The 16,821-nt window shown below is 67.6% G+C and carries 11 protein-coding genes; 5 read left to right on the top strand and 6 right to left on the bottom strand.

The window, feature by feature from the left end; translation table 11 throughout:
- Positions 1-25: 25 nt before the first annotated feature.
- The gene (locus D9C15_RS30095; protein ID WP_128003161.1) at positions 26-247 is read right to left on the bottom strand and encodes a helix-turn-helix domain-containing protein; all 222 of its coding nucleotides are present in this window, start codon (positions 245-247) and stop codon (positions 26-28) included.
- Between the two features lie 133 nt (positions 248-380).
- Here D9C15_RS30095 and D9C15_RS30090 point away from each other — a divergent pair, with 133 nt between their 5' ends.
- Genes D9C15_RS30090 through D9C15_RS30075 form a run of 4 tightly spaced genes read left to right on the top strand, consistent with a single transcriptional unit; the run spans position 381 to position 3,198 of the window.
- A complete protein-coding gene (locus D9C15_RS30090) occupies positions 381-620 on the top strand; it encodes a hypothetical protein (RefSeq protein ID WP_128003218.1) in 240 nt (79 codons plus the stop codon).
- On the top strand, positions 613-1,881 hold the full coding sequence (locus D9C15_RS30085) for a site-specific integrase (RefSeq protein ID WP_128003216.1): 1,269 nt from the start codon (positions 613-615) through the stop codon (positions 1,879-1,881). The genes D9C15_RS30090 and D9C15_RS30085 overlap by 8 nt, the downstream gene beginning before the upstream one ends.
- Entirely contained in the window at positions 1,874-2,980 is a 1,107-nt protein-coding gene (locus D9C15_RS30080) for a nuclease-related domain-containing protein (RefSeq protein ID WP_128003159.1), read from the top strand. The genes D9C15_RS30085 and D9C15_RS30080 overlap by 8 nt, the downstream gene beginning before the upstream one ends.
- A complete protein-coding gene (locus D9C15_RS30075) occupies positions 2,977-3,198 on the top strand; it encodes a hypothetical protein (RefSeq protein WP_128003157.1) in 222 nt (73 codons plus the stop codon). The genes D9C15_RS30080 and D9C15_RS30075 overlap by 4 nt, the downstream gene beginning before the upstream one ends.
- Before the next feature lie 36 nt (positions 3,199-3,234).
- On the opposite strand, the gene D9C15_RS30070 is transcribed toward D9C15_RS30075, so the two are convergent.
- From D9C15_RS30070 to D9C15_RS30050, 5 genes are all read right to left on the bottom strand, one after another.
- Complete coding sequence (locus D9C15_RS30070; protein ID WP_128003155.1) at positions 3,235-4,086, bottom strand: hypothetical protein; 852 nt, start codon at positions 4,084-4,086, stop codon at positions 3,235-3,237.
- A 2-nt stretch (positions 4,087-4,088) separates the two neighbouring features.
- Positions 4,089-9,737, bottom strand: a complete 5,649-nt coding sequence (locus tag D9C15_RS30065; protein WP_164886923.1) for a site-specific integrase — start codon at positions 9,735-9,737, stop codon at positions 4,089-4,091.
- 349 nt (positions 9,738-10,086) lie between these two features.
- Positions 10,087-12,153, bottom strand: coding sequence for a TniQ family protein (locus D9C15_RS30060; RefSeq protein WP_128003149.1), 2,067 nt, complete (start codon positions 12,151-12,153; stop codon positions 10,087-10,089).
- A complete protein-coding gene (locus D9C15_RS30055) occupies positions 12,150-13,175 on the bottom strand; it encodes an AAA family ATPase (RefSeq protein ID WP_128003147.1) in 1,026 nt (341 codons plus the stop codon). The genes D9C15_RS30060 and D9C15_RS30055 overlap by 4 nt, the downstream gene beginning before the upstream one ends.
- A 4-nt stretch (positions 13,176-13,179) precedes the next feature.
- Positions 13,180-15,171 carry a hypothetical protein gene (locus D9C15_RS30050; protein ID WP_128003145.1) on the bottom strand — a complete coding sequence of 664 codons (1,992 nt, stop codon included), beginning with the start codon at positions 15,169-15,171 and terminating at the stop codon, positions 13,180-13,182.
- A 723-nt stretch (positions 15,172-15,894) separates the two neighbouring features.
- Here D9C15_RS30050 and D9C15_RS30040 point away from each other — a divergent pair.
- The gene (locus tag D9C15_RS30040) at positions 15,895-16,614 is read left to right on the top strand and encodes a ZIP family metal transporter (protein WP_128003143.1); all 720 of its coding nucleotides are present in this window, start codon (positions 15,895-15,897) and stop codon (positions 16,612-16,614) included.
- Positions 16,615-16,821: the final 207 nt, after the last annotated feature.

The raw sequence follows: 16,821 nt of genomic DNA, 5'->3' as shown, positions 1-16,821 counted from the left end.
GGCCGTCCCCAGCCGCAGCGCGCGCTCAATCCTGAACGTGCTCAACCAAGTCGGCCACGCTGCACTGCAGGTAGGTGCACAACCGATCCAGCACATCAGTGCCCGTGCTGTAGCCCTTCTGATTGAGGATCTTCGACAGGGTCGAGCGATTGATGCCGGTCGCGTCCGACACCTCCTGCATGGTGATGCGACGGGAGTCGCGGAACTGCTTTTTCTCCAGCTGTTCGGCTAGCTTGAAGCGGATCACCTAGATGCCTTTTATCGTCTAACGTGGAGAAAACTCCACAAACGTGCTTGACAGTCGCCAAGCGTTGACTAATATTCTCATCATGCGTCGCGATGACGCGATGTTTGGTGAGTTTGCTCAACGTGAGGGTAGCATGGGCTCAACCTATTTGACGACTGATGAACTGGCCGCGCGTATCAAGTACGACGTGCGCACGATCCGTGAGCGACTGAAGGACAGCGTGCTGATCGAAGGCACGCACTACGTTCGGCCGTTCGGTGGCCGCAAGATCCTCTTCCTCTGGGAGGCCATCGAACGCGACATGATCTGCGTCGGTGTGGCCGAATCGCGGGCCGCGATCCCCATGGCCAATGGCGCGGTGTTGCATGGCTAAGGTCACCGCCCGCAAAGAGACCGGTCGACTGGTGATCGACTTCACCTACAGCGGCGTCCGCTGCCGCGAGCAGACGGCGCTGTCTGATACCGCGGCCAACCGCAAGTTGCTGCAGGCCGTCGTGAATCGAATCAAGAAGGCACAGGTGGAGGGGAACTTCCGCTACGCGGATTTCTTTCCCCAAAGTGCCTTGTGTGCGCGATTCGCCGGGCCGGCCGAGGTCTCTCGTCCAACTGGAGATGGCATTCCGGTAGAGGCAGAGGCTGACCCTACCCCAGCCTTCCGCACCTTCGCCGAAGACTGGCTCACCAACCATGCCGTCGAATGGCGCCGCTCGCATGTGCGGGTGCTGCGCTCCACCATCGACGGCCACCTGGTGCCGCACTTCGGCGACAAGCCCGTGGGCCAGATCGGCAAGGCCGACATCCTGGCCTTTCGCAACAAGCTCGCCGAGGTGCCGGGCCGTGCGGCCAAGGGCCTGTCGGCCAAACGCATCAACGGCATCCTGGCGCCGCTGCGGCAGATGCTGGCCGAAGCGGCAGAGCTGCACGGATTCACGTCGCCGGCGGTCAACATCAAGCCGCTGCGGGTGCGCAAGACCGACGTGCAACCCTTCACCCTGGCCGAGGTGCAGACGCTCGTCAACCGTGTGCGGGCGGACTATCGCAGCTACTTCATCACCCGCTTCTTCACCGGCATGCGCACGGGCGAAGTGCACGGCCTGAAGTGGAAGTACGTGGACTTCGAGCGCCGGCTGATCCTGGTGCGCGAGACCTTCGTGCTGGGCGAGGACGAGTACACCAAGACCGACAGCTCGCAGCGCGACATCCAGATGAGCCAGGTGGTGTTCGAGGCGCTGCGCGTGCAACACGCGGCCACCGCCAAGCTCAGCGACTACGTGTTCTGCAACCGCGCCGGCGAGCCGCTGGACAACAAGAACTTCAGCGACCGGGTCTGGTACCCGTTGCTGCGCCACTTGGGCCTGGCCGCGCGCCGGCCCTACCAGATGCGCCACACCGCAGCCACGCTGTGGCTGGCCTCGGGCGAGGCACCGGAGTGGATCGCGCGCCAGCTGGGCCACGCCAACACCGAGATGTTGTTCAAGGTGTACAGCCGTTATGTGCCGAACCTGACGCGGCGCGACGGCTCGGCGATCGACCGGCTGCTGGCGTCGCGCTTTGCCGGCATCACGGAGGTGGAGCCCGGTCCACCGCAACTGCCGGCCCCCAGCGGCGAACCGGCAGGAGCGCACCATGACTGACGCCGACACCCCGCGGACCACGGGACTGGTCGATGCGCCGGAGGACGACAGCTATCGGCTGGCCGCGATCCCGCTGTCGCCCGAGCGCTTCACGACCTGGCGCGAGCGGCTGGCGCAGTGGCGCGCGTTACGCAACGCACCGCTGCACCCGGAAGAACCGCGCATCCGTGCTGCTCGGCTGGCCGAACGCCGGGCACGGCAGCGCATCCGCCTGCACCACGCAACGCAGTACGGTCACATCTTCAGCAATCGGCGCATCCCGCGCGACAGCAGCGCCGCTGGCCTTGGCCGCTATGAGGCCGACCTGATCGCCGTGACCGCCCGCCGTGTCGTGTTGCTGGAGGTGAAGAACTGGAGCGGCCAATTGCACGTGGCCGGAGACGCGTGGGTGCAGGTGCAGCGCCACGGCACCGAGGTGCACCATCCGAACCTGCTGGCGCACAACCGAGAAAAGCTGCGAGCGCTGCACCGCCATCTGGCCGAGCGCGGGGTGCACATCGCCCCGCAGTGCTTCCACCAGGGCGTGGTCTTCGTGAACCCCCGGCTCGACATCGATCCCGAGATCGAGGGTCACCCTGCCGTGCTGCAACTGGACGGCCTCGGTGAACTTCTGGGCGACGGCACCAGCCTGGGCCGCCGGGTCGCCGCGCGGGTGGCGCAATGGCTGGCCAATGCCGAGACGAGCGCTGCGCTGGCGCAGCACCTGCTGCAGGTGATTCCACCGGCGGATGTGAAGGCCGCGGCCGAGGTCATCGGCGCCCTGCGCACCTGGGACCGGCTGACGCTGCGCGGTGGCCGGGAACTGCTCGGTGACATCGTGTGGTTGCGTGTCACCGGCAAGCAAGTGCCGGCGCAGGCGCTCAAGCTCGGCGGCGCGGCCGATCTGCAATGGCGCCGCGGCCTGATCGGCGGTGTGCAGTGGGTGGTGATGAACCAGCGGCCGGGCAGCATGACCGGTGACCTGTTCTGGGACCAGCACCTGGTGCCCGGCCGTCGGGTGTGGCTGGACACCGAGGACTGCGTCTGCTTCCACGAGCCCGGCAGGTCGAAGCCCGGCATCATTGCTCTCAACCATGTTGAGAGAATTCAGGTCGGATGAGCAGGCGACACGGTCAAGGTGGTGGCGAAGGCGGACAGCCGCCGATGACAGCGGTGCCAGGCGCGCGCGAAGCCATCGAGCGTGCCTGGTTCACCGCCGTGATGAGCGGCGCCGATCCGCAGCGCATCGCGCAACTCGAGCGGATGCTCAGGCCCGCGGCGAACGATCCGTTTGAAGTGATGGTGGTGTCGCCCGATGGGCCGCCGAAGGCTCCGTAGACGGACGCGACTCCAACCAGCGCCGCAGCGGGCGGGCTACGCGACCTTCAAGTCCGTCACCGCGTAGCTGCGCCGAAGCTCCCCCGCAAACGCGATCGCCTCCACCACATTCACCTCCAGGCTCATCGACTGCCCCGGCGGCACCGCGCGGATGCGCGCGAAGAGCGCGGCATCCTCGACTTGGCACGTGAAAGTGCGCGCGGTGATGCCCAGCTTCTTGGCCACCGGCGATGCCTTGCAGGCCCCCTGCAAGGTCAGGCGCCGGTGCCGGTCGGCCGTGCTGATGATGGAGCCGTCCAGCGTGATGGCGCCCACCACCTTGGGATCGGTGGGCGGCACCTCGGGCACGTCAAAGTGCTCGGCCGCGCCGCCACGGATGCGGCGCCACAGTGTCTGCCGTCGGCCGGCGCGCACCAGCGCTGCGCGCAGCGGGTCCACCGGCTGTTCGCCAGGCATCCAGGCGGGCCGCTTGGCCTCCACGGGCCGGTACTCGTCCACCAGGTCGCGGTTGACCATGCGGCGGTAGGCCTCGGTCTGGAGCGCGTTCAAAGCCTGGGCCACGTCGGCGCCGATTTGCTGCGCCACGCCGGCGCCGAGCTTGCGGCCGGTCTCCGGGGCGGCCAGCAGCACTGCACCGATCTGGTTGGTGTGGCTGCCGGGCAGTTGGTTCAGCACGGCCAACTTCACGCCTTCCAGGTGGTTGGGCTTGGCGTTGACGAGCCCCTGCTTCAGACCCTCCAGCACCGCGCGCAGCCGGATGGTCTTCGCCGCGGCGCGGAAGTCGCCCAGCAGGTCGTCGCCGTGCCGCACCACCGACCAACTGGCCGTGAGCGAGGCGATGCTCTGCCAGCCCGGGGACTCCAGCTCCTGCAACTTGAACGTGGCCATGGTCAGGTGCCCTCCTTGGTTTGTTCCGTTGTCGCGAGCCAGGTCGCGATCACATGCAAGACGCGGTGCAATTGCGTCATCTGCGTCAGGGGCCCAGCCTCGTTCTCGCGCAGCTGCACGCCCAGGCGGGTGCGACCCTGGCCGCGGTACTGCGCGCGGGCTGCGGCGAGCGGTGCTCGCACGGTTGGGTAGCGGCCCGTCAACCGGTCTGCATCGGCCGGGACGCATCCGTCGTCGGGCGTCATCACGATCAGGTCGTCCGCGCGCACGCCGCTGGCTTCGCACCAGGTGAGGATCGCCGCAGCCTCGTCGCCCGTGGTGACGATCACCGGTGTGGCGGTGGCGCGGTAGCGACGCTGCCACACGGCCACCGCGGCGTGGGCCTGGACCCGCCATATCGGGTCATCCAGGCGGGATGACATCTGGCGCAGGAAGCCACGCACACGCTCGGTCTCCGCCGGGCTGCGAATGCCGGCGCGGGCATGGCGCAAAGCGGCGCGGCTGCTGCTCGGGTGCCAGCCGGAATCGGTCAAGTCGTAGCCGGCTGACTCGCGGCAATGGAACTCCTGCTGAAGCAGTTGGCCGATCACCTCGGGCCGCAACATCAGCCGGTGTGCCAGCAGGCCGTCGACGCGGCTGCGGCGATGGACCTGCTCCAGCAACCGATCCACAGCCAGCGGTTCCGGCGGGGCCGATGGAGAAGCCCTGCGGGGTGACAGAGCCGGTGTGGGCTGTGACATGGACGCTCGCGGCAGCGCCTCGATCGCGCCGGGGGCGAAGTGCCTGCTGGCCCAGGCGCCGTCCACCGTCACAAGATGGCGCGAACGCCTCACCTGCTGGCCGCAGGTATAGGCCGCCGTGACGGTGTCGAGCCTGACGGCCAGCTCGGCCTCCAACTCGTGCAAGGCCAAGACCTGCAGCAGCTCATGCACATGCACGTACCAACGCAGCGTGGTGGCGGGCGACGCGTGCCCGATGGCCAGGGACAGCGCCCAGAGCGCCCGCTTGCTGGGCTCATCGGTGTCCAGCAGCAGGCGGCGCGTGGCCTCGGGATCGCAGGGGCCAACCAGGCGCTGCACGATGGTGCGCACAGTCTCATCCCCGGGAAGGGTTCGCAGGCACAGCAGCAACGCCGTCCGGCTGGCGAAGGTGTGCCGCAGGTGGTGCGGACGTACGCCCGCGCGGCCGGTGACGGCGCGCAATGCGTCGGTGATGCGGTCCAGCAGCCGCTGGCGATCAATCAGCCGGCGCGGTGCCTCGTGCCGACCAATCAGCACGCCACAGCGGTCGTTGCCCACGGTCTCGTCTGCATGCGCGCGCCAGCCTTCTAGTAGTTCTACTTCCAGCGCATCGAGCGGGCCGATCAGCGGCACTTGCCGGACGCCCGCGTCGGATTTGAGGTTGCGGTAGGCATTGCACCGCACGAGCACGATCCACTGGCCGTCATGGCAGATCAGATCGGCCGCGCGCAGGCCCAGGCACTCGCCCGAGCGCAGGCCGGCGCGGAACATCAACAGCAGCACGACGGCCTGAAGCCGGCGCTCGCGCAGATCGGCCGATGCATCGTCGGCAAGCAGCTTCAGCGCTGCCTGGTACTCGGCCCACAGCAGAACCCCGGCGTCGGGGGCGTGGTGTCGCTCCAGCCCCTCGGGCGTGACCTCGGACCAGTCGACATCGGGCACGCCATGGTGCTGCACCAGGAAGCGATGGAACTCGCGCAGCCGGCCCAGCGCATAGGGCTGACGGCCGGGGCTCAAGGCCTCCAGCAGTTCGGCGTAGGCATCGGCCAACGTGTCTTCATCGAGATCGGCCAGCGTGTGGTTGCTGAGCTGGTCGATCAACAGGCCGGCCAGCTCGGTGTAGTAGCGGTCGGCTGAGGACGAACGCAGCGCCCGGTCGGTGGCGCCGCTGCGCAGCAGTTCAACCAGCCACTGCACCACGGCGACTGCGAAGTCGGGCGCGCTCGCGTGCTGCTCAATGGCTTGCTCCAGCCGTGGCACCAGGGCCTCGATGCGATTGAGCGACTTCTGCTTTTCCTCGGCATGGGTTTCGGCGAGCCGATCCACCTCGGAGAAGATCTCGCGTACGTGGCGGTGAAGTGCCAGTCCGTGCGCGCGTGCTGCGGCTTCCGAAACAGCCATGTCGCAGGTGCGCAGGCGTGCCGCCGGACGGTCAGGCGGGTCGAACTCGGTGGCGAGCTGGACAGGATCGGAGGAAGCCCCCGCCGGCGGGTCGTGCCCGGCCATCCAGCGCGTCCAGTCGTGCACTGGCAGGCTCACCGCCTCGCTACGGCCGTCGAGCACGGCCACCAGGTGACCGGGCAGCCGCAGCCATGCGGCGGTGGCCGTCGTCTCGCACAGCCAGCGCTCGGCGGCATCTGCGGTGCCGAAGGACTCGACACCACCACCGGTCTGTCGAGCCAGGGCGTTCAGCAACCGGTGCAAGGCGCGCCGGTACTCGGTGCGGTCCTGGGCGTCGATAGTTTGCACAGCACGAGCGACCCGGCCCAGCAGCAGGGCCGACATCGGCTGCAGTGCGAGCCGTTGCGTGGCGGACCCCTGACCGGGCCATTGCAGCTTGAGCTCGAGGAAGACCCCGACCGACGCGATCTCGCGAAGACACCACGCGCCTGGTTGCGCCAACGCGTGGAGGACACGGCGCTCACAGATGAAGCTGTAGAGCGCGGCGCCCACGACGGCCTCGGCCAATCGGCCGGCATCCCCAAGTTCCGGAGCGCGCCGCGCGCGTTGATGCAGCAGGCGCTCAAACGCCTGGCGCAACTGTTGCCAGCGCTGCAGGGCCTGCAGGTCGCCAGTGGCGTGCGGGACCGGCGCCGTGTGCAGCGCGCGGCTTGCTGGCAGCCGCAGGTGTTGCAGTCCATGGCGACGCTTGAGCCAGCGCAGCAACCGATCGATGCGCTGCAGCCCTATCACTTCGGCGGCGGTGCCGGGCTGCATGCGGCCGCACAGCGACTCGCGGTACAGGATGTCGACATCGGCTTGCGGGAGCGCGCGCCAGTCACGCCCGCGGCACCAACGACGCAGAACCTCCTCCATCCGCCGCAAGGTGCGGCGGCTGCTGGCGGCCTGCTGGGCAGATCGCTGCGTTGAACCCAGCGTGGCGGTCGCAGCCGCGAAGCGAGGCAAGGGTCGGCCGCGGCGAGTGGGTCCGACGTCCAGGGGCGATGCGAGCTCGGACCACCCCTGTCGTTCGAGCATCGCAGCCAGCCCGGGCAGGCTGCGCTGGAGCTCCACGGGCGACAGGCTGGATTGCGCACCAAAGGCCGGCACGCCGAGGTCGACATGACCGAGTAATTGCTCAACCAACTCGGCGGGCCAGCCACCGTTGCTGGCCGCTGTGGCCAGCTCGCGCCGCAGTTGGTTGGCTGGCAGGCCGGTCCACCCGGTCGGCCACCAGGCTTCGATGGTGCTGCGGTCGATGCGCTGCACGGTCAGGTCATCATCCAGCACGAAGAAGAGCGGCAACGCGCGTGGGCCCGTGGCGTGCAAGGTAGTCTCGATCTGCAGCGACAGCATGGGCAGCGATTCGTTCACCCAGCGGGCCAGGCGCTGCAGGTGATCCCGCCAATGCGTCACCAGTGCCACCGTCATGGCTGTCAGCGGCACCAGCCGCGCCTCGTTCGGCTGGTGAGACGACTTGTCTGCCACCAGGGCCAGACTGCGCGGCAAGTCCAGCATGTCGAGCGACTCGAAAGGGTCGTTCACCGGCCGCATGCCGGTGGCGGCCAGCAGGTGCAGCAGCACATAACGACAGTACGAGTTGTGGCGCTCGGCCAGGGAGGTACCCGAGGCAACTGCGAGGCGAAGGGACCCCACCCAGTCGGCCAGCTCAGCGGGCTGCAGGACTGGGGCACCGATCAAGCTGGATTGGTCGCGGGCCTTGGCGTCGCCCTCGTCACCAAACAGCCTCGCCCATGCCTGTTGCGTGGCCTCCGCCAGTTGACCGGTGTCCAAAGCCACGTAGTAGCTCGCAACCGGGGGCACGTGCTCTTCGGTTCCGGTCAGCGCGTGAACCGCCAGTTCCTGGCCGGCCACGGCAAACACCTCCACGGCGAAGGCTCGGGCAATGCGGCCGCTGGTCAGTCGAGCCGAGGGATGTTGCTGGCGCAGCGGCTGGAGCCATTCCGACAACAACGCAGGCGCCTCCTCGGTTGATACGTGCAGCAGCGCGCCGAGTTCACCGGGTCGACCGGCAGCATCCAGCGCAGTCGTCAACGCGTCACGCAACAGTGGCGGCATATGCAGGGCGATCTCGCTGGAGCTAGTCACCAGCTGCGGCAACAAGTGTTCATCGGGAACCCAGGCCTTGGGCGGACGGCGGATGCGTCGGTGCCAACGCCACTCGGCATCGATCCAGTCGTCGCCGCCGGTGTCGACGCCCACGCCAAGCCGCAGCGCATCCGCGGTGGATCGGCCAAGTCCAAGCATCACCGCACACAGCACGCCGCCGCGCCATCGAGCTCCTGGGCTGGCACTGTCCAGCCGGATCGATGTGGTCAGGATGGCAATGTCCAAGGAGTTGAGGTGATCCCACGACCAGCGCAGGCGCTGGTTGATCTCGGTCAGGCGGTAGCTGCCCAGCCGAATGCCCAGTCGCGCGGCGCGGTTGGACAGCGGTTGCTCCAGCGGTGCGAGTTCGGTAGCCGCCACGAGCGGTACGCTGGCTGCGCCGTCATCTTGCGCGTCGTCATCGAACACCAGCGCGTGCTGCACAGGTCGCCGTCGGTCCACCACAGGATCGTCCAAGGCCACCCGCTGCCGCGCCGAATGGCTACGGCCTTTCGGTGTCACGAGCGGCAGAACGGTGCCCCGAGGTTCGAGGTCGTCGTCGAACAGACGCCGCTGCTGGCGCCGCGTCGGCTGGGCCGTGACATGACGGATGAGCGTCTTCAGCCCTGCGAAGAAGGCCCGGATCGACACCGCTGGAACCATGGCCAGATCGGATGGCGGTTCGGCTTGGTCCAGGTAGTCGACTAGCCCGTGCATCCAGTCGCCGAGGTCGAGGCCCGCTTCGCCCGGGCACGGCATGGCACGGACCACCTGCCGCCAGGCCTCCATGGACTCCGCCTTGCGCACCGCGTCGGCCACGGTCACGACGGCGCCGGTGGGCTCACCGCCTTGCGCCAGGAACACCACCATCACCCACCGCAGCCGGTTGAGCGCAGGTCGCTCCAGCGTCGCCCGCCGGTCCGCCAACAGGCAGGAAAGCAGGGGGTGATCCTGGACGTTTCCGGTGTGGCGGCCGCCCCGGCGGCTGGGGTTGGCGCTGCGGCGCCAGCTACCGTCAAGCCACGCAGGGAGGGTCATGACCGCGGTGACGACCTGCCTCAACGAGGCCGCGGCACTGGCGGCATCGTTGCCGGACGGCAAGTCGAGGACTTCGTCGAGTGCTTCGATCAATGGCGCTGCTGCGCCTGGATCGCCGGCCAGGCTGATCGCAGTGGCAAGCGCGCCCCAGGAGCCGTCCGCATCGGCTGCTGTGGTTTGCTCCAGGAGGTTGATGCGCCCGTGGCCGACAGGAATGCCCGAAGATTGCTCGCCTATCGCGGCCGTGCTGGCCGACCTGAGGGATGGTTCGGGCGGGTCCTCGGTCGCCGGGGCCGGCCGTTCCAGGAGTGTGCTGGGACGCATGGGCCGAAGCATTGCGGGCCGGCCGCCGCCGCGCAACCGGAAAGGCGGGTCGAACCCCCCTGGGTTTCGAGGCTACGTCCCGAGAATGTTGCTTGTCTTGGTGGCCTTGCTGATAGACATGTTCGCCAGCGAACTCTCACCGCGGTGAGAGTTTCAGCAGACTCAGCGCGGTGTGCTGATGCACGCCAAGGTGGTCGAGTCCTACGTCCCGAGAAGTGTTCTTATCAGGACGTCATTTGGCAGCGATAATTCGCTGGCCCCCGAAGGGGCCGCTCGTTCAACACAAGTTGTGCTCAAGCGGCAAGAGAAGTTGTGTTCCATGCGGCGAGGGGACGAGCAACCGTGCACGCTACGCCGATTCGCTCGGCACAGCAATGTCGCCGGTCGGCGGCCGATCATCAGGGTTGCCCTCGCCAGATCGGCCTTGGACCGAAGCCAGATGCTCCTGGGCGATATTGCGGAACATCCAAGGCCTTCGCCAGAAGCCGTGCGCGTGCAGTTCACGACTCACCCGCAGCTCGTATTCAGGTTGGTCTTCCGGCGGCAGGGGCTCAGGTTCGGACGACGGCAGGGACGGCGCTGCGTTGACCTGCGGACATTGCCTGCTGTGCTGCCGAACGGCCGACCTCAGTGCGTCGATGGCTTCGCGGGCCGTGGCGCCGAAGGCCTGGACCCTGATCTCGCACATCGTCGCTGCAAAGCCGCCTGCCCATGCAAACACCCAGAACCGCGGCGCGCCGGCGACGCCGAGCAGCCGGTGACGCTTGACCGGCGCAGTCGCGGGGCTGGCTGACGGGAGCACTTCCCAGCCGGCGTGCGCCGACCAGGTGAGGCATGGGCCGCCGCAGGCCCCGCGCAGCTCCGAGACCCTCCGCCGTTCGGCCTCGGACCAGGTTGCCTGCCGCTGGGCCTTGCTCGAACGCGGCAGCGTCCAGTCGATCCTGGGCATTGCCGGTGCGCTGACAAAGCGCAGGTGCTCGCCGCTGACCACCGCCGCCCAAGTCACCTGGTACGGCGGTGGGGCGTCGAACCAGAAGGCCGTCCCGCTCGGCTTGGGCCGATCGATGTGCGTTGACGAGATGGCCCCAACCGGCAAGTACCTCTCGGTGGCTGCACTCCAGTCAGCGAATCCGGTGGCGGCCGCGTGAACGGCGAGCATCTGTGCCCGTCGCCAAGCGTGCGTGATCGCAGTTGCGGCCGCCTGCCTGCGCACCCAGGCCAATCGCGCTTCGCGTAGCGCCGGCGGCCAGTCGTGACCGCCGTCGAGGCTCAGATGGGCAAGCCCGTCCCGGACCCTGCTGGTCGCACCTGCCCGCGGGTCGCGATAGGGCCACCGCCGCAGGCCCGCATAGGTCTCCATGCACTCCGTGAACATCAGATCGGCGAACGCCACCATCGCCGGGTGCTGCGCGCGCATCCTGGCGCCCATCTGCAGAGGATCCGGGTTCAGCATGAAGTCGATCGCGTGCGCCTCGGCGCCCCTGGCCACGTGTCGCCTGATGTGACGCGCCAATGATCGGTAGGTCGTCGTCGCATCGTCAGTGGACCAGTAGATGCTGTGCCGGCCGCGAGTCGACGCTGCGCCCTGGCGACTGTGCGTTGCTGGACGGACGGCGTTTGCGCACTCGATGGTGGACAGCCGCGCCACGCTGATGCTCACTCGCAGAGGCTGCGGGTCGCGGGTGATCGCCGAGCCAGGATTGCCGAGGTTCAACTCAGCGCACCAGGCGCCGACGGAGTCCAGAAGGATCCGGTCGTGTGCCCGCTGGGCCTGGTGATCGCCCGGCGATGGCCGAATGACACCCGCCAGCCGTTCCAGCCACGTCGCGACCACCGACATCGGCGCCGTCTCATCGTGCCGCATGGTCGGACGACGGCACGTCTGGCCGGTGAAGTACGCCATGCGGCCACACCGGCAGTAACCAGCGTTCATGTGGTGCAGGACCACCTGGTCGTCGGCGAAGAGCTCCCCGCAGTTGCAGCGGTCGTCGAGTTCGCAGCCGTGAATCGGGCAGGTCTGCAGCAGCCTCAGCGAGTACAGCGCGCTGTGGTACCCCCGAGCCATGCACGTCCTGCAAACACGAATACCCGGGGCGATGAGCGAGCGAACCGACCTCGGCAGGCGGCCCAGGTGAGCCCATGCGAACACCGCTTCCTGCTCGCCCAACGCCTGCGCCAGGGACCGCATCGACAGCGCTTCGACGCGAGCGCCACACAGGCCGTCAACCGCTTCGTTGTAGAGCAGGTTGACGTGCCGTGGGATGCCGGCTTGGTCAGCCCCGCGGCCGCAGAACGCCAACTCCTTGGGCCGCAGCGCGTTCAGCGACATCGCTCGTTGAACCGTGTGCCAGAGCGAGGAGTAGGGCAGGACACTGCCCTGGTGCCAGGTCAGCCGCGCGGATGGGCCGGTGGTCATGCACGCGATCCGCTGCGCTTCAAGCGCGGCGACAAGGCCGTCACGATGGCCATGAGTGCCTGATGACCGCAGCCGGCGACGATGCGTCGCCACGAGTCGATGGACATCACATCCCGAGGTTCAGCGCCGCCGGCGATGCGCAGCAGGGCATGCCGGGCGGCCTGTGCCACCGTCTTCATCGGGAACTCGATGGGGCCCTCGTACTTGGCAGGCAGTTCGAGCACCATCGCCTGCATCAGGCCTTCGGCATGGTGGGCCATCCTGAACCCACCGGCCCACGCTTCGGGCGCGAGGCCCGCCGTGAACGAGATTCCAGAGCGGGGTGGCCACTCGGTCCCCTCGTCGTAGCCGGACAGGACGAAGCGAAGTTCGTCGACATCCCGGATGCCGTGGAACGGCGCCGAGGCCAGCATGAAGCGGGCCGCGACGTGCGCACCGCCGGACATGGCCATGCCAACCGGTTCGTCGAACACCTGGAGCGAGGCGACCGAGAAGACGCACAAGCGGATGCGCTCCTTCTCGAGCAGGCTGTGCAGCTCGACCAGCCACAGCCACTCCCGCTGCGTCATGCCCTGCGCTTCGTCGATGACCAGGACCAGGAAGCGCCCGCCGCCCTGAGACGCCAGCTCTGCCCAGCGCTCAATGAGCATGTGCTGACGGTCGAGGGGGCTGCGTGCTGCCTTGGCCAGGGGGTGTCGGCTGGCGTGCAGCAGGTGGGCATGGAAGCGCCCGCCCGAGGCTGCGCCGCCGGAATCCGTGTGACTCCACACGATCATCGGGACGTGCCCACCACAGCGCTGCGACAACAGCGTCTGCAGCCAGTGGTCCACGGCGCTTGACTTGCCGAAGCGCGACGGGCCGAAGATGGTCGCGCCATCGACCTGGTCGTCGATCCAGCGGCCCACCGTGTCCACCATCTCGGAGATGGCCGGGGTGAAAAGCGAGTAGTCGCGCGTAACCACCGGGTGGTTCCTGGGCAGGTGCTCCGCGACCAGCGGGCTGGACGAATCGGCCTCCTTCACCAGGTCACCAGGTCTTGGCCATCTGCATGGATGGCAGCGGACGTCGGGGTTCATGCGTTACGCCGGGCGGAGGATCCGATGCCTCGCCATGGGGTGCCGGCGTGCCAGGCACCGGTTGGCCCGCCAGCGCCTGGGCGTGCTTTTGCAGCACCCTTCTGGCCTCCAGGTACGCCGGGTGTGGCGGCAACTTCTTGTCCTTCGAGCCTTCGGCATAGCGGATGAGTTCTTCGACGGCATCGCATTGCCCACTGAGGTGCAACATGCGGCGCTTCTCAAGCCCCCGGATGGCCTGGCGCATGTAAAGGGTGTGCGGCGACCGGTTCCACGGCGGCGCGGCCCGGACAACACCCAGGAACTCGCCGCGCTCGTTCGACACGCTTGCGAAGCGGGCGTCGTCCTCGTCCTCCAGTTGCAGCCACAGCAACTTGCCGAGCAGGTCCGTGCGCAGGGCGAGCCATTCGGCCGAGTAGAGTGCGTTTGCGAACTGGAAGTACGGCCGTCGGCCTGTGCTGACGCCTCCCTTCAGGGTGCACAGCTTGCGGACGCTGACCATGCGCTGGACCTCACCGGCATCGGCCTGGCGGATGCGTTCTGGTTCACGGCTGGTCAGGAAGTCGAGCTGGGCCAGCGGGCTGCGCCAGCCCAGGCCGGAGTGCGGGCGCACGTTGTAGTTGGCGATGAGGGTGTCGAGGAGCTCTTCGGCGTACTCGAGCTGGAACTGAGTCTCCGCCGCCGTCTCGCAAGGGTCCGCGCCGCGCTTGTCGCTCGGCTTGCTGCCGGTCGTGGTCGACAGCCGATGAAAGCCTCCCCTGGCGAGCTGGCCGAAGAAGGACTCGATGAACGGGCGGTCGTCCTTGCTGCGCCGGCTGGTGTAGCTGGTGGGGTCCTGCGGCTTGAGAATGGTCGAACCGACAACCTCGCGCAGCTGCCGTTCGACTCGGTCGCAGATGTTGGCCATCGCGCCATCGACGCTGAACTCGTCCCAGCAGGCGCCCAGGTAGCGCTCGTGGTGCGCCGACGGTAGGCCTGCGCCCTCGACGTACGCGTTGCCGCTCCACAGCAACTCGCGCGGCGCCCAGCGCGTCAACGCGCGTTTGACGGTTCGCAGCACGTCCTCGGCGCTGCATTCCGGGTGCAGGCTGAGGTGGTAGCCGAGCACGGCACGAGACTCGACCTCGATGATGACGATGACCCACAGACGACGAATCTTGCGGGTCTCGTAGCCGCCGTGCGGCGATGGAATGGCCACCACCATGCGCGAGTCGAGCTTGTGGGCATCGCACTCCACCCGTTGGAACACGCGCAGCAGTGGCCTGTCGGCGCCGTCGCCGGCGCGCGCCTTGCGCTCAGCCTCATGGCCACCGAGCAGCTGCCGCTGGCGTCGAGGGTTCTCGTCCATGACCTTGTCGATGAACTTGCAGATGCTGACGTAGCCGAGCTTCTCGACGTTGAAGGGCCACTCGCCTCGCGCCTCGAGGCCGGCCGCGCGCAGTTCCTTGATGAACCAAGTGAAGAGCTCCTGCTTCGGGCGCTTCGCGGCGGCGAGCTTCGGCAGCCTGCCCAGGATGTGCTTGCGGAACCTGGCCTCGAGCTCGGAGCCGCCTGGCGACTCGAACAGCCATTGGAGAGCCCCAGCGGCCCCGGCCCCCGCATCGCTGACTTCGAGCGGCGTCGTTCGAGACCATTCCTTCACTCGGCGATGCGGCAGCGCACCGCGCCAGCCGTTCGCATTGCCATCCGGATTCTGCGCCAGGCAGCGCTCCGTGATGAGGCGATAGATGTGTGAGCGCCCGAACCCGCAGGCCTCCCGAATGTCGGCCTCGGTCGCACCGTCGAAGTAGAGCTGGATGCCCGTCTTGCGACGCAAGAACAACTCTCGCCGGTCTTCCGGCAAGGCGTCTGCATCGACCTGAGTCCAGAGATCCGGCCGAACCTGATCGGGCACGGCGGCTTGGCCGGGCCAGGCCGCCGTGCCAATGCGAGCGCGTCTGGGCATGCGTGCCTCCCGCTCAAGCCGCCGTCGGCGGTCGCACAAGAATAGTTGAACCGCGCCCCTCGTTACAACTTCTCTTGTCGCACGCGCCCTCAGTAACCCATCGTCGCTGTCAGCGTTGCCCGGGAAGATGGTTCGACCGATGAGTTACAACTTCTCTTGTGTGAGCGGCTCCGCTCGCACAACTAAGAGTGATGCTGCCCGGCAACTAAATTTGATGCTTGGTCCGGGCCGCAGCGGACAACTCTTCACGCTACGCCGATTCGCTCGACACAGCAATGTCGCCGGTCGGTGTCCGATCATCAGCGTTCCCCGCCAGATCGGCCTCGGACCGAAGCCAGATGCTCCTGGGCGATGTTGCCGAACATCCAAGGCCTTCGCCAGAAGCCGTGCGCGTGCAGTTCACGACTCATCCGCAGCTCGTATTCAGCAGGCCAGTGCCACTGCCGGGCTGCTGTGGGATCGACTGGGCTCCCAGGCGACACTTCTGGCCGGTTCCGGGTTCGCTGCGACGGCCCTCGTGGCGCTGGCGGCCCGCAATGCTCATGCGCGTCGCGAACGAAGTGCTCGTTGCTCGCAATAATCGGGCTGCTGCTGACCTTTCCGCGCTCCCGCGCCGGCGGTCGGTCGAGGCGCCGCATGCGCGCCAGAGCTGAGATCCATTGACCTGAATCACAGTCGAGTCGCGTCGGGCGCACGCCGAAGCGTCGACGCAAGGAGCTTGATGTGGCATTGACCCAGATCCTCGGCCTGACGCTGATTCCAGTCGGCGCCACCTTGCTCGGCGGAGCCATCGCCACTTTCAGAGTCCCAAGCGCGAGGGCGCGGAGCTTGTTGCAGCACTTTGCTGCCGGAGTGGTCATGGCGGTCGTGGCCGGCGAACTTTTGCCGGAGATGACCCGCGAACATCGTCCACTTGGCGTGCTGATCGGCTTTGCCCTCGGGGTTGGACTGATGCTCGGCGTCAAGGCGATGGCGCAGCGAATCGAAGGTCGCGGCGAGCAGGGTGGAAGCGGCAATTTCGGCCTGCTTGTCACCGTCGGCATCGATGTCCTTCTTGACGGCGTTCTGATCGGGGTCGGCTTCGCGGCGGGCGAGCGCGTCGGGACGCTGCTGATCGTCGCGCTGATGCTGGAGTTGCTGTTTCTGGGCGTCTCGGTGGCAGCGAGCCTGGGTGAGGCCAAGGTGTCGCGAACTCGAACCCTGCTGACCGTGGCCGGGCTGAGTGCCCTGGTGATCGTCGGAGCTGCGCTCGGCGGCTCGTTGCTCGCCGGGCTGTCGGGGCTCGCGCTGGAGACCGTGCTCTCGTTCGGTGCCGCGGCGCTGATGTACCTGGTGGTCGAAGAACTGCTCACCGAGGCACACGAAGTCCAGGAGACGCCGCTGATTACCGCTTCCTTCTTTGCCGGCTTCGTCGCCCTGGATCTGCTGGAACTCATGGGCTGAGCCACCCGGCGGCGACATCTCCACCTCCTCGAAGGAACATCACACCGGCGAATCGACCCACCGGTCGCCTGACTTCGGGCTTCGCGCCCGCAGCTCAATGCGTACTTGAAGGATCGCTGCGGCGGCCCTGTGTGCGACCTTGGCCCCCCGCTCGTTCGCGCATCTCGTCGGTCAGCGGCGGGAAGGAGGCATGGGCACCCATCGCAA

The sequence above is a fragment of the Piscinibacter defluvii genome (assembly GCF_004011805.1).
GTDB lineage: Bacteria > Pseudomonadota > Gammaproteobacteria > Burkholderiales > Burkholderiaceae_C > Piscinibacter > Piscinibacter defluvii.
The sequence above is the reverse complement of the archived record's forward strand: the minus strand, read 5'-3'. Positions and strand labels throughout refer to the sequence as shown.